Origin of the sequence: Streptomyces sp. 135 (assembly GCF_020026305.1) — a bacterium.
Taxonomy (GTDB): Bacteria; Actinomycetota; Actinomycetes; order Streptomycetales; family Streptomycetaceae; genus Streptomyces.
The window spans coordinates 6,526,013-6,544,262 of record NZ_CP075691.1; the positions used below are offsets into that span (position 1 = coordinate 6,526,013).

19 protein-coding genes are annotated in these 18,250 nt (G+C 73.0%); 18 read left to right on the forward strand and 1 reads right to left on the reverse strand.

Annotated features, from left to right (window positions below):
- The 14 genes from KKZ08_RS29365 (at nucleotide 1) to KKZ08_RS29430 (ending at nucleotide 14,436) form a co-directional block, all read left to right on the forward strand.
- Nucleotides 1–669 carry a hypothetical protein gene (locus tag KKZ08_RS29365; RefSeq protein ID WP_346657899.1) on the forward strand — a complete coding sequence of 223 codons (669 nt, stop codon included), beginning with the start codon at nucleotides 1–3 and terminating at the stop codon, nucleotides 667–669.
- Nucleotides 670–762: 93 nt separating this feature from the next.
- A complete protein-coding gene (locus KKZ08_RS29370) occupies nucleotides 763–903 on the forward strand; it encodes a hypothetical protein (RefSeq protein ID WP_223777294.1) in 141 nt (46 codons plus the stop codon).
- Nucleotides 904–2,147: 1,244 nt separating this feature from the next.
- Complete coding sequence (locus KKZ08_RS29375; protein ID WP_223779238.1) at nucleotides 2,148–3,266, forward strand: homoserine O-acetyltransferase; 1,119 nt, start codon at nucleotides 2,148–2,150, stop codon at nucleotides 3,264–3,266.
- Nucleotides 3,267–3,310: 44 nt separating this feature from the next.
- The gene (locus KKZ08_RS29380) at nucleotides 3,311–4,642 is read left to right on the forward strand and encodes a PLP-dependent transferase (RefSeq protein ID WP_223777295.1); all 1,332 of its coding nucleotides are present in this window, start codon (nucleotides 3,311–3,313) and stop codon (nucleotides 4,640–4,642) included.
- A 29-nt stretch (nucleotides 4,643–4,671) separates the two neighbouring features.
- Entirely contained in the window at nucleotides 4,672–5,958 is a 1,287-nt protein-coding gene (locus KKZ08_RS29385; RefSeq protein WP_223777296.1) for an ATP-grasp domain-containing protein, read from the forward strand.
- A complete protein-coding gene (locus KKZ08_RS29390) occupies nucleotides 5,955–7,253 on the forward strand; it encodes an MFS transporter (RefSeq protein ID WP_223777297.1) in 1,299 nt (432 codons plus the stop codon). The genes KKZ08_RS29385 and KKZ08_RS29390 overlap by 4 nt, the downstream gene beginning before the upstream one ends.
- Complete coding sequence (locus tag KKZ08_RS29395; RefSeq protein WP_223777298.1) at nucleotides 7,250–7,993, forward strand: alpha/beta fold hydrolase; 744 nt, start codon at nucleotides 7,250–7,252, stop codon at nucleotides 7,991–7,993. The genes KKZ08_RS29390 and KKZ08_RS29395 overlap by 4 nt, the downstream gene beginning before the upstream one ends.
- On the forward strand, nucleotides 7,990–8,262 hold the full coding sequence (locus KKZ08_RS29400; protein ID WP_223777299.1) for an acyl carrier protein: 273 nt from the start codon (nucleotides 7,990–7,992) through the stop codon (nucleotides 8,260–8,262). Before KKZ08_RS29395 ends, KKZ08_RS29400 begins: the two co-directional genes overlap by 4 nt.
- Nucleotides 8,252–9,433 carry a hypothetical protein gene (locus KKZ08_RS29405; RefSeq protein WP_223777300.1) on the forward strand — a complete coding sequence of 394 codons (1,182 nt, stop codon included), beginning with the start codon at nucleotides 8,252–8,254 and terminating at the stop codon, nucleotides 9,431–9,433. Before KKZ08_RS29400 ends, KKZ08_RS29405 begins: the two co-directional genes overlap by 11 nt.
- The gene (locus KKZ08_RS29410; protein WP_223777301.1) at nucleotides 9,430–10,983 is read left to right on the forward strand and encodes a class I adenylate-forming enzyme family protein; all 1,554 of its coding nucleotides are present in this window, start codon (nucleotides 9,430–9,432) and stop codon (nucleotides 10,981–10,983) included. The genes KKZ08_RS29405 and KKZ08_RS29410 overlap by 4 nt, the downstream gene beginning before the upstream one ends.
- Nucleotides 10,967–12,271, forward strand: a complete 1,305-nt coding sequence (locus tag KKZ08_RS29415) for an alanine racemase (RefSeq protein WP_223777302.1) — start codon at nucleotides 10,967–10,969, stop codon at nucleotides 12,269–12,271. Before KKZ08_RS29410 ends, KKZ08_RS29415 begins: the two co-directional genes overlap by 17 nt.
- Complete coding sequence (locus KKZ08_RS29420; protein WP_223777303.1) at nucleotides 12,271–12,522, forward strand: acyl carrier protein; 252 nt, start codon at nucleotides 12,271–12,273, stop codon at nucleotides 12,520–12,522. The genes KKZ08_RS29415 and KKZ08_RS29420 overlap by 1 nt, the downstream gene beginning before the upstream one ends.
- Nucleotides 12,519–13,706, forward strand: coding sequence for an acyl-CoA dehydrogenase family protein (locus KKZ08_RS29425; RefSeq protein WP_223777304.1), 1,188 nt, complete (start codon nucleotides 12,519–12,521; stop codon nucleotides 13,704–13,706). Before KKZ08_RS29420 ends, KKZ08_RS29425 begins: the two co-directional genes overlap by 4 nt.
- Nucleotides 13,699–14,436 carry an acyl-CoA dehydrogenase family protein gene (locus KKZ08_RS29430; RefSeq protein ID WP_223777305.1) on the forward strand — a complete coding sequence of 246 codons (738 nt, stop codon included), beginning with the start codon at nucleotides 13,699–13,701 and terminating at the stop codon, nucleotides 14,434–14,436. Before KKZ08_RS29425 ends, KKZ08_RS29430 begins: the two co-directional genes overlap by 8 nt.
- A gap of 34 nt (nucleotides 14,437–14,470) precedes the next feature.
- Here KKZ08_RS29430 and KKZ08_RS29435 read toward each other — a convergent pair whose 3' ends face one another.
- On the reverse strand, nucleotides 14,471–14,635 hold the full coding sequence (locus tag KKZ08_RS29435) for a hypothetical protein (protein ID WP_223777306.1): 165 nt from the start codon (nucleotides 14,633–14,635) through the stop codon (nucleotides 14,471–14,473).
- A gap of 67 nt (nucleotides 14,636–14,702) precedes the next feature.
- Here KKZ08_RS29435 and KKZ08_RS29440 point away from each other — a divergent pair, with 67 nt between their 5' ends.
- Genes KKZ08_RS29440 through KKZ08_RS29455 form a run of 4 tightly spaced genes read left to right on the forward strand, consistent with a single transcriptional unit; the run spans nucleotide 14,703 to nucleotide 18,232 of the window.
- Entirely contained in the window at nucleotides 14,703–15,095 is a 393-nt protein-coding gene (locus KKZ08_RS29440) for a 4'-phosphopantetheinyl transferase superfamily protein (protein WP_223777307.1), read from the forward strand.
- Nucleotides 15,095–16,129 carry a hypothetical protein gene (locus tag KKZ08_RS29445; protein ID WP_223777308.1) on the forward strand — a complete coding sequence of 345 codons (1,035 nt, stop codon included), beginning with the start codon at nucleotides 15,095–15,097 and terminating at the stop codon, nucleotides 16,127–16,129. The genes KKZ08_RS29440 and KKZ08_RS29445 overlap by 1 nt, the downstream gene beginning before the upstream one ends.
- Nucleotides 16,126–17,673 carry an amino acid adenylation domain-containing protein gene (locus KKZ08_RS29450; protein ID WP_223777309.1) on the forward strand — a complete coding sequence of 516 codons (1,548 nt, stop codon included), beginning with the start codon at nucleotides 16,126–16,128 and terminating at the stop codon, nucleotides 17,671–17,673. The genes KKZ08_RS29445 and KKZ08_RS29450 overlap by 4 nt, the downstream gene beginning before the upstream one ends.
- Nucleotides 17,666–18,232, forward strand: a complete 567-nt coding sequence (locus KKZ08_RS29455) for a flavin reductase family protein (RefSeq protein ID WP_223777310.1) — start codon at nucleotides 17,666–17,668, stop codon at nucleotides 18,230–18,232. The genes KKZ08_RS29450 and KKZ08_RS29455 overlap by 8 nt, the downstream gene beginning before the upstream one ends.
- The last annotated feature ends 18 nt before the right edge of the window (nucleotides 18,233–18,250 follow it).

The following is an 18,250-nucleotide window of genomic DNA, read 5'->3' on the forward strand; positions in this document are numbered from 1 at the left end:
ATGCACCTCGGGCACAACTACTTCGCCAGTTCCTTCCTCAGCCCGCGCATCAACAAGCCACGGGATGCCTACGGCGGTTCACTGGACAACCGGGCAAAGGTGGCCCGCGCGGCGGTGCGTGCGGTGGGGGACCGGATCGCGATTTTGGCGAAGTTCAACATGGACGACGGGGCCGGCGGTGGTCTCTGGCTGGACGAGGCGCTGCGGGTCGCCCGCTGGATCGAGGCGGACGGCACGGTCGACGCCCTTGAGCTGACCGTCGGGAGCTCGCTGCTCAACCCCATGTATTTATTCAAGGGCAGGGCGCCGGTACGGGACTTCGCGGCCGCACTGCCGCAGCCGCAGCGTCTCGGCGTACAGCTGCTCGGTCACCGCTTTCTACGTGGATACCCCTACCGGGATGCGTTCCTGTCGCCATGGCCCGTGCGCTGCTGCGCGCACCGGACTTCGTCAACCGTGTACGGGCGGAGGGCACGGCCCGCTCGTTGTGCCTGCGCTGCAACAAGTGCATACCGACCAACTTCTCGGGGACTCGTTGCGTTCTTGCGTGATCGTCGGCGAACGGGCCGGCGCTCCCGGCAGTCAGGTCATGAGCACCGCCCGCCGTGGGCCCGCAGGAGGCGGCGCTTGTCGTTTCCGCCGCAGCTGAACTTCCGTGAACCGCTGTGAAACCAGTCAGGAGCCGCGCACGCGGGACGGACACGCAATGATCTTCGCCGATCCGCCGCGCGGCCCCGCTCCGGGAGACAGGAGCGCACGACGTTGCCGAGCCGTCGCCGCACGGACTGGTCGCGTCTCGCCTGCCAGGGCAAGCCCGGCAAGGTCGAGCAGTCCCCCCACCAACCTCTACACGCGACCGCCAAGCGCTTCCTGGACGCCTCGCGCACTCTCGCAGAGGCGTGACGCGGCCGGGCATGCCGGCGAGCGGGGGCGGACATTTCGCCAGGTCGGTCCCGCGGCGCAGGTCCGCCGAGCGGCCACCCCCATAGCAACCGGCCGGGCACAGACCTCCTGAGGCGTGCATCGCCCTGGGAGAGGCTGCTGCAGGGCACTGGCAGCCTGGGCAGCATGCGTCGGACATGCGCGCGTAACGCCTACAGCGCGCACAATGCACAGGGGCGATTCGCCCTGGTTTCCGCGCGCAGGTCACTGACCTGCAGGTTCTTGCACGTGTCTCCGTTCCACATGTTTCGCGATGACGCATCATGTTGAGTGCGTGGCGATCCTCGAACCTGCGAGCAAGGGGTCCTGACCAGCGCTTTTGTTGTCCGGGTGGGTTGCTCGCCCAGTTTCCCTCCGTGCAGTGGTTCGAGCGGATGCCTTCAGAGGGGCGTTCGGAGATTCTTGACGCTCGGACGACGCTCTAAGCGGAAGCCTCTGCTGTGCCGCCGCAGGCGGTGCGAGGCCCCGCGTTCGGGTGCGCGCAGTGTATGAGGAAGCCGCCGTACTGCTCGGGCACGACAAGGGCGCACTGGAGCATGCTGTTTGGCGGCATAGGGCGAAGGCCGCGTAGCCATCCCGCGGGCCTGGCGGTTGTAGGTGCGGGTTACAGCAGGCTGATCTGCTCGTGGGTGATCCGTGGCCGAGTTCGTGGACCTTGTCTTCGGCCTTCTGCTCCCACCGGTTAGCGAAGTCCTGCGGTGGCACCGTCGTGGCCAAAGGGTGGCGAGGGTGTCGTGGTGGTCGGGGCCCAGCCGCTCGGTCTGGTCCACCAGCAGGCCGCCAGTGCCGAGGCGGCCTTGCGGGCGTGGCCCTCCGCCAGATCGGGCCGTTCGGCAGACGGTGGAGAAGCCGAGGCTCTTGATGACCGCGGCCCCGCGGCGAGGCGGGTCCCGGTGGCCGGTGCCGGGAGGGGGCGTCGCGGGGGAGTACGCGGCGCAGCCGGCATGCCGGACCTGACTTACTGCGGGCCCCGTGACAGCCCGGCCGGTGGGGAGATGACGAAGTAGCGGGTCGGCCGTGCCGGGGTGGGCAGGGGCGCTTCTAGGTTCTCCGGCATGGATACAGACAGCGTTCTGGCCCTGGGGCTTCGTCGGGCCGGGGGCATTCGTCCGGCCGTGTTCCAAGGTCCGGACGCGGATGTCGAGGTGGATGCGGAGGCCGACGTTCGGCCGGGGGCGCCCGTCAGTGGTGCCTGGGTGCCGGGGATGGCGGTCGGGCGGCGCAAGTGGGCTGCGTTGCCCGCTCCGTTGGGGCTGGAGGGGGGCGGCGTGCTCCCCGATGTGCGGCTCGCCTACGAGAGTTGGGGCCGGCTCGCCCCGGACGCGTCGAACGCGGTGCTCGTTCTGCACGGGCTCACGGGCGACAGTCATGCGAGCGGTCCGGCGATGCCGGGGCACCCCACCGCCGGATGGTGGGACGCGCTCGTCGGTCCCGGCCGGGCGGTCGACACCGACCGTTGGTTCGTCGTCGCGCCCAATGTTCTCGGTGGCTGCCAGGGCTCCACCGGGCCCGCCTCGACGACACGGCACGGCCATCCCTGGGGGTCGCGCTTCCCGGCGTTGACGATTCGCGACCAGGTGGCTGCTGAGGCGGGGCTCGCCGATGCCCTCGGGATCCGTACCTGGGCGGCCGTCCTCGGCGGTTCCATGGGCGGCATGCGCGCCCTGGAATGGGCCGTCGGCCGGCCCGACCGGGTGCGCACCCTGGGAGTGCTGGCCTGCTCCGCGGCGGCCACGGCGGACCAGATCGCCTGGTCCGTTCCCCAACTGCACGCCATCCGCAGCGACCCGCACTGGCGGGGCGGCGACTACTACGGGGCTCCGGCCGGCCGCGGCCCGCACCGTGGGCTCGGCAACGCCCGCCGCATCGCCCACGTCACCTACCGCGGCGGCGCCGAGCTGGAAGAACGCTTCGGCAGGCGGATCGAGAGGGAGAAGAGACACCTGGTACCGGGGGGAGGCGGGGGCGCCCCCACCCCGCCAATCCGCCGCTACGCCGTCGAGTCCTACCTCGACCACCACGCCCAAAAGCTCGTGCACCGCTTCGACGCGGGCAGCTACGTCGCGCTCACCGACGCCATGAACCGGCACGACATCGGGCGCGGCCGCGGGGGCGTGGACGCGGCTCTGCGGCGCGTACGGGCGGACGCGTTCGTCCTCGGGTTCAGCAGTGACCGGCTGTTTCCGCCGTACGAGCAGCACAGGATCGCCCGCGGGCTGCCGCGTTGCGCGCACTTCTCCGTCGTCGAGTCGCCCACGGGGCACGACGGATTCCTCATCGAACACGAGCAGGTCGGCGCCGTCCTCCGGCAGGCACTGCGGTGAACGGACCATCGGCAAGTAGGACCGAGAGAGCAAGGAACGACGCAATGACGGAAGTGATGGCGCCCGAGGCCTGGTCCTTCGAGACCCGGCAGATCCACGCCGGAACGGCGCCCGACCCGACGACGCTGGCCCGAGCCGTGCCGATCTACCAGACGGGAGCCTTCGCGTTCCAGGACACCGCCCATGCGGCGCGCCTCTTCACCCTCGAGGAGAAGGGCAACATCTACTCGCGCATCCAGAACCCGACGCACGAAGCGCTCGAACGGCGCATCGCGTCCCTGGAGGGCGCCGTCGACGCCGTGGCCGTCGCTTCCGGGCACGCCGCCGTGGCCCTGGCCATCCTCAATCTGGCGGGCGCCGGTGACCATGTCGTGTCGAGCGCGACCCTGTACGGCGGAACGTACAACCTGCTCCGGCATCTGCTGCCCGAGTACGGGATCGAGACGACGTTCGTCGACGATCCCGATGACCCCGAATCGTGGCGGCGGGCTCTGCGGCCCACCACGAAGGCGGTGTTCGGGGAGACAGTGGGCAATCCCCGTAACAACCTCCTCGACATACGCGCGGTGGCCGACGTCGCGCACGCGGCCGGGGTGCCTTTCGTGCTCGACAACACGGGGCTCACGCCGTACCTGTTGCGGCCCGCCGAGCACGGCGTCGACGTGGTGGTGCACTCCACGTCGAAGTACCTCTCCGGGCACGGCACGGTCATCGGCGGTGTCGTCGTCGACAACGGCACCTTCGACTTCGGCGCGCACGCGGCCCGCTTCCCGAAGTACTGCGAGCCCGACCCGAGCTTCCACGGGCTGCGGTTCTGGGCCGAGTTCGGGCCCGGCGCGTACGCCCGCCGGCTACGGCTGCGGCTGCTGCGCGACCTCGGTCCCGCCACCACACCGTTCACCAGCTTCCTGGTGCTACAGGGCCTGGAGACGCTCTCGCTGCGCATGGAGCGGCACGTCGGCAACGCCCTCGCGCTCGCCCACTGGCTGGAGGGCCGCCCCGAGGTCTCGGCGGTGCACTACCCCGGGCTGCCGTCCAGCCCCTGGCACGGCCTGGCGCGGAAGTATCTGCCGCGCGGGGCGGGCGGAGTCGTCTCCTTCGAGCTGGCCGGCGGGCGGGAGGCGGGCGCGCGCTTCATCGACGGCCTCGAACTCGTCAGCCACCTCGCCAACATCGGCGACGTACGCAGTCTCGCCATCCACCCGGCCAGTACGACGCACTACCAACTGACCCCCGAGCAGCAGCGGGCGGCGGGTGTGGCGCCGGGGCTGATCCGGTTCTCGACCGGCATCGAAGGCATCGAGGACATCACATCCGACCTGGCGACCGCACTGGCGGCAGCCACCTCGGCTCCCGGCCGAGCGACGAAGCAGTGAGGGCAGCAGCGGTGCAGCATCTGGTCTTTGTGGATTCGAGCGTCCTGGGCCTGCGGGCCATGGAGTACGCGAGGGAGAAGGGGGACAGCGTCACGCTTCTGTGGTCGTCGCGGTACGACTTCATGCACACCCCCGCCAGCCGCGAACGGGCCCTCGACCTCGCCGACCGGGCCATCGAGGTCACGGAGCTCCATGACCCGCGAGCCGCGCTGCGGGCCCTGCGCGCCGCCGGTGTGCACCCGGACGGGATCGACGGGGTGATCGCCACCCTGCACATGCTCGCCGGGACGGCCGCGCGGCTCGCCGAGCTGACCGGTGCCCAGGGGCCTTCGCTCCGCGGTGTGGCCGCCGCCCGGGACAAGGCGGCCTGCCGCCGCATCATGGACGAGCACGGCCTGCCCAACGTGCGGTACGCCGAGGTCACCGAGGCCGGAGCGGCGCTCGCCGCGGCCGCGGACATCGGCTATCCGGTCGTGGTCAAGCCGGTCTGCGGCGTGGGGAAGAACGTCACCACCTTCGCCCGGTCGCCCCAGGACATCGAACGTCACTTCCAGGAGGCCGGCGCCCGGCTCGACTCCCTCGAGCAGGGATTCGCCGTGGACCTCGACGACCGCTACATCCTGGAGGAGGTGGCCGTCGGACCGCTCTACTCGGTCGAGGTGGCCACGGACGGCACCACCTACACACCGCTCGTCACCGTGCGCCGCAAGCTGGGCCTCGGCAACCCGGTGCTCGAACTCGGCTCCACCGTGCCCTGCGGCCTCCCACCGGCCGCCGAGCGGGAACTCGGCGCCTACGCGGTCGACGTGTGCCGGGCGCTCGGCTTGGACCTGGGCCTCTTCCACGTCGAGGTGATCGGCACCGCCGACGGGCCCCGCCTGGTGGAGGTCAACCCGCGGATAGCGGGCGGCACCGTGCCCGAGGTCATCCGGGCGGCGACGGGCCGCGGCCTCTTCGAAGTCCTCGTCGACCTGTACGACGGCGAGCCGCTGTCGCCCGAGCCCTTCCCGGTCGAGACCGCCGCGAGCCACACCTTCCTGGCGGCCCAGGAGGACTGCGTCGTCCGCGACGACCTGCCCGCCGACTGGTTCGAGGCGTTCCGGCCCCGGCTGCACTCCGGGTCCACCAGCATCGGCCCCGGCTCCCGCCTGCTCGGCATGGAGGGCAACACCACCACGTACGGCGTCATCCGGGTGGTCGCCGAGGACGCCGCGCGCGCCGAGGCGGCCTGCACGGAGCTGCGCGAGGAGATCTCGGAACTCCTCGGTTTCCCGATGGTGCCGCTGGCCCCCGGCCTGCTGGAGGCGCGCTCATGAGCGCACGACGCACCGAGGGCGCGACGGACGGGACCGCGCCGGACGCCGCTGCCGCGCGGCGCGCGCTCTTCACCTCACGCCGGTTCCTGGTGCTCTGGGCGGCCATGCTCGTCAGCTCCGCCGGTACGTTCTTCCTGCTGCTCACCGCCTCCTCCTGGCTGCTCACCGAGGGCGGCTCCGGGCTCGGCGCGGCCGCCGTCTTCGGCTTCCAGTGGATCCTGCCGGTCGTGCTGGTCGGCGTCGTCCGGAAAGTGTGCGAGGGGCCGCGGCTGCGTCGCACGGTCGTGTACGCCGAACTGGGCGGCGCCGCGGTCTCGTTGGCCATCGGCGTCCTCCTCGGCGCGGACCTGATCGTCGCCGTGCTCGGCTGCTTCCTGGTCCGCGGACTCCTGGAAGGCATCACCAAGACGGCCCGCGTGGTCTACGCACGACAGCTCTTCGACGGGCCGGACCTCAAGCTCGCCTCGTACACCTTCAACAACTCCTACTACCTGGGGAGCGCGGCCGGCGGTGTCCTCGGCAGCCTCCTCGTCGGCGAGGTGTCGGTCGTCACCGCCGGGGCCATCGACGCGGTCACCTTCACCCTCTCCGCCTGCTGCTACCGCTGGCTGCCCGCCGTCTCGGTGCCCCGCGCCGAGGGCACGACGCGCCGCGGACTGCCCGCCCAGGTCCGGGCCACCCTGAGCGGCCGGCGCGGGCTGATCCGCGCGGTGGTGTATCTCGTCCTCGCGGTCGGGGTGTTCCAGGGCTTCCACAGCGCGGCCCGCACGGTGGTGCCGGTACGGGTGCTCGGGCAGGGCGAGAGCGGCGTGATGAACCTGCAGATCGTCGCGGGTATCGCGCTCGTCCTCGGCGCGGTCACCGTCCCCGTCGTGCTGCGCCGTACGACGGCCCGCACCTACCAGGGGCTGGCGCTCAACGGCCTGACCGCCGCCGTGCTGTTCCTGGTCTGTCTCACCGCGCAGCCGTGGAGCCTGTACGCCGCGTACTTCGGCTTCCTCTTCCTCTTCGAGTTCGCCTTCACGGCGGCGCAGGGAGAGGTCGTGCAGAAGTGCCCGGCCACCGACCTGGTGGCGCTGACCAGCTTCACCAACGCCCTCGGCACCGGCCTCCTGATCGTCTGCACCCTGCTCGCCGGAGCGCTCTTCGACGTCCTGGCGCTGTCCACCGTCGGCCTGCTGTACGCGGCGCTCGCCGTCGCCTCGGGGATCGCCCTCGAGGTCTTCCTGAAGACGCGCCCCGTGCCCGTGCGGCAGGCGAAGACGCCGGCCGCGCAGGAGGTGAGCGCCACATGACGGCCCTGGCACAGCCGGTGCTCACCCCTTTCGGCCGGCGACCCGGAGCGCTGAACACCGTGGTGTTCCACCCGGCCGGCGGCGGCCTCGGCCAGTACGTGACGCTGCTCTCCCGGCTGGCCCGGCGCGGCCCCGTCCACGGGGTGCGTGCCGTGGGACTCGTACCGGGCGAGGAACCGGACCGCACGGTCGACGCCATGGTCGAGCGCTACCTGGGGCTCATCCGCGACCTGCCGGAGCGCCCGAACCTGCTGGTCGGCTGGTCGCTCGGCGGGCTGCTCGCCTGGGAGACCGGGGCCCGGCTCGCCGCGGTAGGAGCCGCCCCCGCTGTCGTCATGATCGACAGTTTCGCCGAACCCTGGTCCGCGTACGGGAAACCGCGCGAGGGACTCCTCGCGGACATCCGGCGCGGGGGACTGGTGCCGATGGGCCCCGAGGCCGCCGAGGCGGCGGGCCGCACCGCCGCCGCCCACCTCGACGCCTGCGCCGTACACCATGTGACGAGCCGGCACACCGGAGCGGTGCTGCTCATGTCCTGCGCGGGCGCGGAGCGGGAGCGGCAGATCGCCGACTGGCGGCGGCGGGCGTCCCGGCTGGCCGTGACCGAGCTGGACTGCGGCCACTTCGAGACCTTCGGCACCGGGCACACGAGCACGGTCCTGCGCCACCTCGACACCTTCATCGACGCCTCCGTCGGCGTGTCCGACGCCCACCACCTCCACCCAGAAGGAACACGATGAGCGCCCTACTGACGCGTGACTCCGTCGCCGCGTGCGTGCGACGGATCCTGGCCCAGCGGATCCCGGCCGACGTCGGCCACCTCCGTGAGGACGAACCCTTGGTCGGTGAGGTGCTTCAGCTCAACTCCCTCGCGGTACTGAGCGTTCTCGTCGAGTTGGAGGACGAGTTGGGGGTCCAGTTCACCGACGACGTGCTCGTCGGGCGCTGGTTCGAGACGGTGCGGGACCTCATCGACATCGTGCTGACCGGGGCCCCCGATGGACGCTGAGCTCTTCGACTGCCTCCAGGTCAACCTGGCGGCGCACGCCGACCGGCTGCACGGTGCCGGCACCCATCTCCTGCTCGGCGCCGGGCTGCGGTTCAGGCCCGCGCCCGGGCCCCTCGGTCTTCCCACGGTGGAGCGCGGCGTACGCGCGCAGCTGACGGAGGCCACCCGGCGCCTCGGACTCGTGGCGGGCGAGCCGCACACGGCCGCCTCGGCGGCGGACCTCATTCCCGCCGACGGCTGCTATGTCGTCGCCGACGCCTTCCATCTGCCCTGGGTGCCGTACTACCGGCAACGCCACATGGAGCACAGCTTCCTGCTGGAGAACGACGGTACGGAGGGCGTGCTCATCCGCGACAGCTACCACAACGAGACGCCCTGGGGCATCGCGAGACCGGGCCGGTGGACGCTGACCCGGCAGGAGTTCGCCGCGGCCGTCCCCGGCCCCGCGCTGGCGGTGCGGCTGGGAGCCGGGCACGGCGTCCCCGCCGCGGCCGTGCCCGAGGCGGACTTCGCGGACCCGCACACGGTGGACGCCTACGCCGACGCGTACCGTCAACACCCCGACCGTACGGCCGCGTTGCGGCAGCTGACCCTGGAGACCTGGCTGCTCACCAGGGACCGCGAGCTGCACACCGCCTACCTCCGCCACACCGGGCGGCTCCCGGACGGCGACGCGCCGCAAGCGCATCTCACCGCCTGGCGGAAGCTGACCGAGCAGGTCTACCTCGCACACCGCCGGGTGGAGCGCGGCCGCCCGGAGCCCCAGGGCCTCACCGACCGGCTCGCCGCCCTCCTCCACGCCGACCCGGAGGTCTTCGGGCACGGCGCGGAGCCCGCGTCGGCCGCCTCCGCCGCCCGGACACCGCAACCGCGGACCCCCGGCGTACCGGAGGAACTGCGCCGCGCGGTCGCCGCCACGGCCGCCCGGGTGCTCGGCACCGACGAGGCCACCCTGCTCGCCGGCGCGGCCTTCGACTCCGTGCCGTCCTTCAGCTCCTTCCGGGTCGTGGAGATCGTCGAGCGGCTGGAGAGCGAACTGGGCATCGAGTTCGCCGCCGACGACCTGGCCCCCGAGAACCTGCACCATGTCGACGCCGTCTGCCGCGTCGTCCAACGATCGAACGACGGCGGCGCACCCCGTGCGCTCGTCCTTGACGGAGAGGGCCGATGAACTTCCCGACGTCCACCGCGCAGGCGGCCCCGCCGAGCGCCACCACCATGCACGAACTGCTCGACACCGCGGCCCGGCTGCACCCCGAAGCCCCCGCCGTCACCAGCGGCGAGCACCACGTCAGCTACTTGGAACTGGACGCAGCCAGCCGCCGACTCGCCGTCTGGATGAACGAGTTGGGGCTGCGCAGGGGCGAGCGCCTGATCATCGCCGGCGGCCCCGGAGTGCTGCGGTCCGTCCTCGTGTACGCCGCCTCCCGGGCGGGTGTCGCCTTCTCACTGCTGCACGAACAGGTGCGCGGCGCGGCCCTCGACCACGTCCTCGGCGACTGCGAGCCCGCGCTCCTGGTGAGCGACCACAGCGAGTCGCTGGCCGCCGCCGCACTCCGGGGCGTGCGCGCGCACCACGCCGACGACGTCGCCCGCCGGGCCTTCGACGCGAAGGCACCGCTCGGCCCGCTGCCGGCCGCGCCGCTGCCGGTCGACCCGTTCTGCCTGATCTACACCTCCGGCACCACGGCGCTTCCGAAGGCCGTGGTCAGCACCCACCAGCAGGCGGTGTTCGCGGTACGGGCGATACAGCGGGTGCTCGGCTACCGGTCCGACGACGTGATCTACAGTCCGCTGCCGCAGTCCTTCGACTACGGCCTCTACCAGCTCTTCCTCGCCACGAGCAGCGGCGCGCACCTCTGGCTCGGCCGGCCGGCCGAGGTCGGCCCGCGGCTCCTGACGAACCTGCTGCGCGCCGGGGCGACCGTCCTGCCCGCCGTCCCCGCCGTCGCCGACGCCCTGGCCCGGCTGCTGCGCCGGGCCGGCGCAGACCGCACCCCCCGGCTGCGGATGCTGACGAACACCGGCGCCGCGATGCCGCAGCAGGCCCTCACCGCGCTGCGCGAGGCCGTCCCCGGGCTCCGGGTGCATCTGATGTTCGGCCTCACCGAGTGCAAGCGCGCCACCATCATGCCCGCGGACGAGGACCTCGTACGGCCCGGTGCGAGCGGCCGGGCGCTGCCCGGCACCGAGGTGTTCGTCGTCGACGACGCCGGCCACCGCCTGCCGCCCGGCGAGATCGGGGAGATCACCGTACGAGGCCCTCATGTCATGGCCGGGTACTGGCGCCGCCCCGCACTGACCGCCCAGCGGTTCCACCGCGCGGAAGGCCTCTTCCCCGAGCTGCGCACGGGCGACTACGGCTGGCTCGACGAGGACGGCTTCCTGTACTTCAGCGGACGCCGCGACGACCTCTACAAGACGAACGGCTTCCGGGTGAGCGCCACCGAGGTGGAGGCGGCCGCGCGCCGCGTGCCCGGAGTGGAGGCCGCGGCCGTGCTCGCCCCGGAGGGCGACCGGGCCGCCCGGCTCTTCGTACAGGTCACCGGCGGGCTCACCGGAGCCGACGTACTGCTGCGCATGCGGGAGCAGATCGAGGAGTTCAAGATTCCGCGCGACTGCCTGGTCATCGACGCCCTGCCGCTGACCGGCAACGGCAAGACCGACCGCAAGGCGCTCGCCGCCCTGGAGGAAGGGGCCGGCCGTGTCCACACCCGCTGACGCCGCGTCCCCGCTCGCCCCTCAGGAGGGCGCGGCCGTGCTGCCCGTCCCGCTGGAGGACCTCGCGGACGTACCCACCCCCGCCTACGTCTACGACCTCGCCGAAGTCCGCCGCAACCACGCGCGGTTGCGGGCCTCCCTGCCCGAGCGGGCCGGCCTGTACTACTCACTGAAGGCCAACCCGCACCCCGCGCTGCTGCGCACCCTGCGCGAAGGCGGCGCCAGGCCCGAGGTGTGCTCCACCGGCGAACTCACCGCCGCGCTTCAGGCGGGCTGGGCCGCCGACACGGTGCTGTACACAGGCCCCGGAAAGCGTGACGCGGAGATCACCGACGCGCTGGAGCGCGGCGTACGGTTCTTCTCCGTCGACTCGCCGCACGCCATCGGGCAACTGAGCCGTCTGGCGGAGGAGTCCGGGGTCACCGCCCGCTGTCTGCTGCGGATCAACGACGACGAGCCGGTGCCGGGGCAGGGCCTCGCGATGACCGGGGTGGCCTCGCAGTTCGGTGCCGACGCCGGCTGGGTCCTCGCCGAACCCGCCCGATTCGCGAACCGGCCGCACGCCCGCGTCGTCGGCCTGCACCTGTACATGGGCAGCAACCTCGGCGAAGTCGACGCCCTGGAAGCGCAGTTCGCCCGCACCCTGCGCACCGCGCGGACTCTCGACGCCACCCTGTCCGCGCACGGGGTGCGCTGCGAGGTGCTCGACCTCGGCGGCGGCTTCGGCGCGCCCTTCGCCCGCGCCGGCCACGCCCCCGACCTGCGGGCCCTGCGGCCCCGCCTGGAGGCGCTGTTCGACGAGGAGATACCCGGCTGGCGCGACGGCGGCCCCGAGGTCGTCTTCGAGTCCGGGCGCCACCTCGTCGGGACCGCGGGCACCCTGCTCACGGCCGTACTCGACGTCAAGCGCTCGCACGGCAAGGACATCGTGGTCCTCGAATCCGGCATCAACCACCTGGGCGGCATGGCGGGGATGCGGCGGCTCCCCCCGCTCGACCCGACCCTGGTCGCCGCCCAGGAGCCGCGGGAGGCGGGAGAGTTGACGGCACTCGTCGCGGGACCCCTGTGCACCCCCCTCGACACCTGGTCCCGTGCCGCGCGGCTGCCCGCGCTGCGCCCGCACGACCTGGTCGCCGTGCCCAACGTCGGCGCCTACGGCCTGTCGGCGAGCCTCGTCGCCTTCCTCGGGCATCCACTGCCCGCGGAGGCCGTGGTCGACAGCGACCGCCCGGGGACGGCCCCGGAGATATCCCGTACCACCCTTATCCGGCAAGGAGTCATGGACTGATGGACGCTCGTTTCGTTGAACTGCTCACCCCTTTCCTCAAGTTCCTGGGCGAGCACGAGATCGGCGCGGATTCCTCCCTGCGCGATCTCGGGCTCGACTCGATGCAGGCCATCGAGCTGCTCTTCGCGATCGAGGACACCTTCGAGGTGACGCTCCCGGACGACGACATGAACGACGCGACGTTCGCCACGGCGGGCAGCCTGTGGCAGGCGGTCGACGCGGCGCTGACGGCCCAGGGCGTGGCGGCGTGACGCTCACCGACCTCGAAGCGGCCGTCGACGCCGACGTGCGGTGGGCCGACCGGGTCGCCGCCGTGGCGGCCGTCGCCGCCGAGCACGCGGCGCGCAGGGACCAGGACGCGTCCTTCCCCGTCGAGGCGCTCACCGAACTGCGCCGCACCCGGCTGCTCGGCCTGCTGGTGCCACGGGAGTACGGCGGACTCGGCGGCACCGTCGCCGACCTGGTCGAGGCGGGCATCACGCTCGGCAGGGCCGACACGTCCGTAGCGATGATCTTCGCGATGCACTGCCAGCAGACCGAGGCCGTGGTCCGCCACGGCAGCGCACGGCTGCGCGCCGAACTCCTGCCGCGGATCGCCGCCGGCCAGGTGTATCTCGCCTCGGTCACCACCGAGGCGGGCAAGGGCGGCCACCTGCTCACCTCGCGGGCGGCGCTCGCCACCGCGGGCGACGAGCTCGTCATCGACCGCTTCGCGCCCATCGTCACCGGTGGCGGCCACGCCGACGGATTCCTGGTCACCATGCTCGCCCCCGGCGCCGCGGGGCCCGGCCAGGTCTCCCTCGTCTACGCGGACCGGGCACAGCTCGACATCCGGCCCTCCGGGGAGTGGCAGCCCCTGGGCATGCGGGCCAGCCACAGCGGAGCGCTCCAGCTGACCGGCACGGTGCCGGCCCATCACGTCATCGGCGAGCACGGGCAGTTCCACACCGTCGCCGCCACCGTCTTCGGGCCGCTCGCGCACCTGGGCTGGTCGGCGTGTTGGCTGGGCACGGCGGCCGGAGCGCTCTCGCGGGTGCTGAAGCTGCTCCGCTCCCCGCAGGGCCGGGGCGGCACGGACCTGTCCTCCGAGCTGCTGCTCACGCGTCTGTCGAAGGTCCGCCAGCGCTTGGACACCGTGCACGCCCTGCTCACCAGGACGCAGCAGACCGTCCAGGACAGTCCGGACCTGAGCGTGCCCCGTGTGCAGCTCCAGCTCAACGCCCTCAAGATCACCGCGGCCGAGATGTGCCACAGCGCGGTCGACGAGCTGGTGACCGCGGTCGGCATGCGCCACGGCTACCTCAAGAACTCGCCGACCCGCCTGGAACAGGCGCTGCGCGATCTGCGCTCGGCCGCCCTGAACTACAGCAACGACCGCCTGCACCTGGCGGACGGCAGGCTCGCACTCCTCGATCCGGAGGTGCGCTTTGTCTGACGACGGAACCGACCCGTTTCTCCCCGACGGCACCCACCCGCCTCTTTGCGACGGCTTCCGGGCGGCGGTCGGGCGGGCCCTGGAACCGCTGCCCGGGGACGCCACGCTCCCGCGGGTGTGCGGTGCGCTCGGCGCCGCCGGAATCCTCGCCGGGGTCTACCGCCGCACGGGCCGTGACGGACCCGTCGCCGACCCGGGACGGCTCGGGGCACTGCTTGCCGCCACGGATGCCCGGGGCGACAACGGCGTCACGCTCGGCGTGCTGGTGCAGACGGCGAGCGCGGTGCCCCTGCTGGGGTCCGCGCCGGCGGGATCGCCCGCGGCACGGGTGTACGAGGAGGCGCTGCGCGGGGCGACGACCGTGGCCCTCGCCGCCACGGACGCCGCGGCCCCCGGCTCGGACCTGGCCGGACTCGGCACCGAAGTGAGCGTGATCGGCGACGAGTTGACGCTCACCGGCGGCAAGCGGTGGGCCACCGGTGCCTGCGTGGCCGGCCATCTCCTGGTCCTCGCCAGGCACCGGCCGGGCCGCCACTTCACCAGCTTCACCTGGGTGCTCGTCCCCGCGGACGCGCCCGGCGTCGAGATCGTGAACGCGGCGACGGACCTGCTGCCCGGATCGGCCACCGGCCACATCCGGTTCGACTCCGTCCGGCTCCCCGCCGACCACGTCATCGGCTGGCCCCTGCCCGACCACCGTCATCGGCACCGGCAGGGCCAGACGACGTAAGCGTGGGCGTCGCACTGGTCGTTCGCCCGCCTCGTCACAGACGCATGCGCGACGCATCGTCGAGGAGCAGGATCTGGCGGCCGCGGCCCTCCTGAAGTCCGCCGTAGGCCTGGCCGCGGACGAGGTGCTCGCCTGCTGCGCACAGCTCCAGGGAGCGGAGACTGCCGAGGCCGCCGTCCTCGGCATCGGCGGCGTGCAACGTCGGACGGCGCGCGCACGCCTTGGTGCGCTGGCGCAGGACCGCGGGGCGCGGTGCGCCGCGCCAGGTGCTGCCGCCTTCTGCCGAACCCGGCGTCGGGATCAGCGTCTCCCATGACGGCGGCACCATCGCCGCCGCCGTGGGGCCGGGGCGGCGCGTCGGCGTCGACGTCCAACTGCCGCCCGAGCTGCTCTCGGACGCATTGGTGCGCCGGTGCCTGCGGGGCCGCGCCCCCCAGGTGTCCGCCCTGCCGGAACCCGACAGGTCCACCGAGTTCGCCCGCGTGTGGACCGTGCAGGAGGCCTGCGTGAAGGCGGAGGGCACCGGGCTCGCCGGCAGCCCCTGGACGATCGACGTGGAACCGGGCCGCGACAGGGGCCGCTGGGGCCCCTACCGCTGGGTGAGCCTGCGCCGCTCGCCGATCCCCCTGAGCTGTGCCTTCACGGACCTGGAGCGATGATGACGACGACGACCCTCACGGCCTCGCCGCCGCGCCTGAGCTGCTACACCACGAACCTGGTCGCCTACCTGTCCGCGGACCTGCCCGACGCCGGACGGCACTTCGCCGCATCCGTACGACTCGCCGTCCGCACCGGTCTGCCACCGGGCCGGCTGGCCTTCTCCCACCACACCCGGGTCGACACGGCGACGGGCCTCGGCCCGCTCACCTACCGGAGCGCCGCCGACCGGCAGCGGGCCCACGCCGGGCTCGCCCGCGAACTCGCCCTGCGCGGCCGGGTTCTCGCCGTCGGCAACACCCGCCACCTGCCCTGGTCGCCGGGGTACGGCCGCGCCGACGCGCCGCACTGGCTGCTCCTGCACGACCACCGCGACGGGTGCTGGCTGGTCGCCGACCACTTCACCGCCCTCACACCGCACGGCCCGCAGGAGCCCTACCTGGGCTGGCTGGACGGAGACGAACTGACCCTGGCCCTCACACCGGTGCCCGACCCGGCGCCGGAGGTCGCGCTGCGGGACAGGCTCGCCCTGGGCAGCGCCGCCCCGGTGCCCGGTCCCGGCCACTTCCGGTGGCTGGAGCGGGAGCCGGCGGCGGACGGGGCCTGTCCGGCCCCCGACGCCCCGGAAGCCACCGTTCTCGGCACCGGGGCCACCGCGCCCGACGAGGGGAGCTGGCTGTTCGGCCTGCCCGACGTCCTCTCGTACGTACGCGACGTGCTCGTCGCCGATCCGACGGCGGCCGGCCGGTACGCCGACGACCTGTGGGCGGCGGGCTGTCACCACGCCCACCGCCTGACCGTGCTCGCCGAGTCCGGCGCCATGAGCCGCGCGGACGTGGACACGCTGACCGCCCTCTGGGCCGAACTGCCCCGCGTCCTGCGCTTCGCGGCCCAGTCCGCCGAGCGCGGACGCCCGCGTGCGGGGCTTGTGGGCGCGGCCTTCGACAGGCTGCTCGACGCGCTCCGGCCGCTCCCGAACGACCTGCACACCCACGCGCTCCCAGCGCCCCCGCACACCCTGGAAGGACAGCAGTGAAGGAGACCCTGTACGAGTGGTTCGCGGCGTCGGTCGCCGCGCACCCGCACGAACCCGCCCTCGAGGTGGGCACGGACCGCCTGACCTACGGGCAACTGGACGCACTGGCCCAGCGCCTCGCCGCCGAGCTGGTCGCGGCCCACGGCGGTGTGCCCGACCGGGTGGGGCTGCTCGCCGAGCGCAGCGCCACGGCCTACGCCGGGTACCTGGCGGTGCAGCGCCTCGGCGCCACCGTCGTTCCGCTCAACCCCGCCTTCCCGGCGGCCCGTACCGAGGCCGTGGTGACGGCGGGCCGCCTCGACCTCGTCCTCGCCGAGGAGCGGGGGAGCGCGGCCGGCCTCTCCGTTCCCGTCCTCGTACCGGACCTGACGGCGCCGTACGCCGGTGCGTTGCCGGAGCTGTCCCGATACCGCGCCACCCCGGACGGCATCGCGTACGTGCTGTTCACCTCCGGCTCGACGGGCAGGCCGAAGGGCGTGCCGATCCGGCACCGCGAGGTGTGCGCGTATCTCTCGCACGTCGTGGAGCGGTACGAGGTGCGGCCGGGCAGCCGGGTCTCACAGACCTTCGATCTGACCTTCGACCTCTCGGTCTTCGACATGTTCACCGCCTGGGGCGGCGGCGGCACTCTGGTGGTGCCGGACCGCGCGGACCTGATGGCGCCCGTGCGTTGGGCCGCCCGGCAGGGGCTGACCCACTGGTTCTCCGTACCGTCGATGGTCTCCTACGCGAGCCGCATGCGCTCCCTGGGCCCCGACCGGATGCCCTCCTTGCGCTGGAGCCTCTTCTGCGGTGAGCCACTGACCGTGCAGCAGGCGCGGGCCTGGGCCGGCGCGGCGCCGAACAGCACGCTGGAGAACCTGTACGGGCCGACCGAACTCACCATCAGCTGTGCCCAGTTCCGGCTTCCGGCGGACCCCGGCGCGTGGCCGGAAACCGGCAACGGCACCGTTCCCGTCGGCCAGCTCCATCCGGGGCTCGAACACCGGATCCTGGACGAGCGGGGCCGGCCCGCCGACCAGGGCGAGCTGGTCGTGCGCGGCGCCCAGCGGTTCCCCGGCTACCTCGACCCGGCCGACAACGCGGGCCGGTTCGTGCGGTACGCCGAGGACGGGTCGAGGGCCGCGGAGAGCTACGAAGGCGACGGGCCGCTGACCGACGGGCACTGGTACCGCACCGGGGACCGGGTCCGCCGTGCCGGCCCCGGCACCGGGCTCGTCCACCTCGGCCGGCTCGACCAGCAGGTCAAGGTGCGCGGCTACCGGGTGGAACTCGGCGAGATCGAGGCCGTGTTGCGCGCACAGCCCGGGGTGGTTGACGCGGTCGTCGTCGCGGTCGCGGGACACGGCGGCGAGACCGTACTGGAGGCGGTCTGCACGGGGAGCGGTCCGGACCCGGACGACCTGGCCCGCGCGCTGCGGGCGCGGCTGCCCGCGTACATGGTGCCGCGCGGCATCGCGGTCTTCGCCGAGCTGCCGCTCAACGCCAACGGCAAGATCGACCGGAAGGTCCTGGCCGCGAGCCTGGGGGCCCGTCATGGCTGAACCCACGCTGGTCTCCGGCAGCCTGCCGCTCGCGCTCCTGGACGACGCCTCGCCCGCGGTCACCGCGGACGGCTACCGCGCCGCCGTCTCCAGACTGCCCACCGGAGTCACCGTCATCACCGCCAGCGGGCCCGAAGGCCCGGTCGGCTGCACGGCCAACGCGGTCATGTCGCTCTCCCTGGAGCCGCCGAGCCTCCTCGTCTGCCTGGGCAGCCGGAGCGCCACCCTGGACCGGATCCGGGCGGCGGGCTCCTTCGCCGTGAACGTGCTGACCTGGTCCGACCGCGCGCTCACCCGGAAGTTCGCCACCGGCACGGCGGCCGAACGGTTCGCCGGGGTCGGCTGGGACCTCATGCACCAGGTCCCCGTCCTCAGCCGGTCCGCCGCGGCGATGGTGTGCGAGGTCCACGAGCTGGTACCCCTGTTCGACCACACGCTCGTGGTCGGCACGGTCACGTGGGCGCAGGCGGGCGAGGCGGACCCGGCCCTGTACTACGGCAACGAGCTGCGCGCGCTGGGGCCCGTGGACATGGCGAGTGGATCTGACCAGCGGACCTGAGAAGCGGACCTGAGAAGC

Bases quoted from the DNA above. Each gene is read 5' to 3' on its own strand.
- KKZ08_RS29420 (WP_223777303.1), top strand. From the start codon at position 12,271: ATGGACGCTCGTTTCGTTGAACTGCTCACCCCTTTCCTCAAGTTCCTG.
- KKZ08_RS29395 (WP_223777298.1), top strand. From the start codon at position 7,250: ATGACGGCCCTGGCACAGCCGGTGCTCACCCCTTTCGGCCGGCGACCC.
- KKZ08_RS29390 (WP_223777297.1), top strand. From the start codon at position 5,955: ATGAGCGCACGACGCACCGAGGGCGCGACGGACGGGACCGCGCCGGAC.
- KKZ08_RS29455 (WP_223777310.1), top strand. From the start codon at position 17,666: ATGGCTGAACCCACGCTGGTCTCCGGCAGCCTGCCGCTCGCGCTCCTG.
- KKZ08_RS29445 (WP_223777308.1), top strand. From the start codon at position 15,095: ATGACGACGACGACCCTCACGGCCTCGCCGCCGCGCCTGAGCTGCTAC.
- KKZ08_RS29410 (WP_223777301.1), top strand. From the start codon at position 9,430: ATGAACTTCCCGACGTCCACCGCGCAGGCGGCCCCGCCGAGCGCCACC.
- KKZ08_RS29400 (WP_223777299.1), top strand. From the start codon at position 7,990: ATGAGCGCCCTACTGACGCGTGACTCCGTCGCCGCGTGCGTGCGACGG.
- KKZ08_RS29380 (WP_223777295.1), top strand. From the start codon at position 3,311: ATGACGGAAGTGATGGCGCCCGAGGCCTGGTCCTTCGAGACCCGGCAG.
- KKZ08_RS29365 (WP_346657899.1), top strand. From the start codon at position 1: ATGCACCTCGGGCACAACTACTTCGCCAGTTCCTTCCTCAGCCCGCGC.
- KKZ08_RS29405 (WP_223777300.1), top strand. From the start codon at position 8,252: ATGGACGCTGAGCTCTTCGACTGCCTCCAGGTCAACCTGGCGGCGCAC.
- KKZ08_RS29375 (WP_223779238.1), top strand. From the start codon at position 2,148: ATGGCGGTCGGGCGGCGCAAGTGGGCTGCGTTGCCCGCTCCGTTGGGG.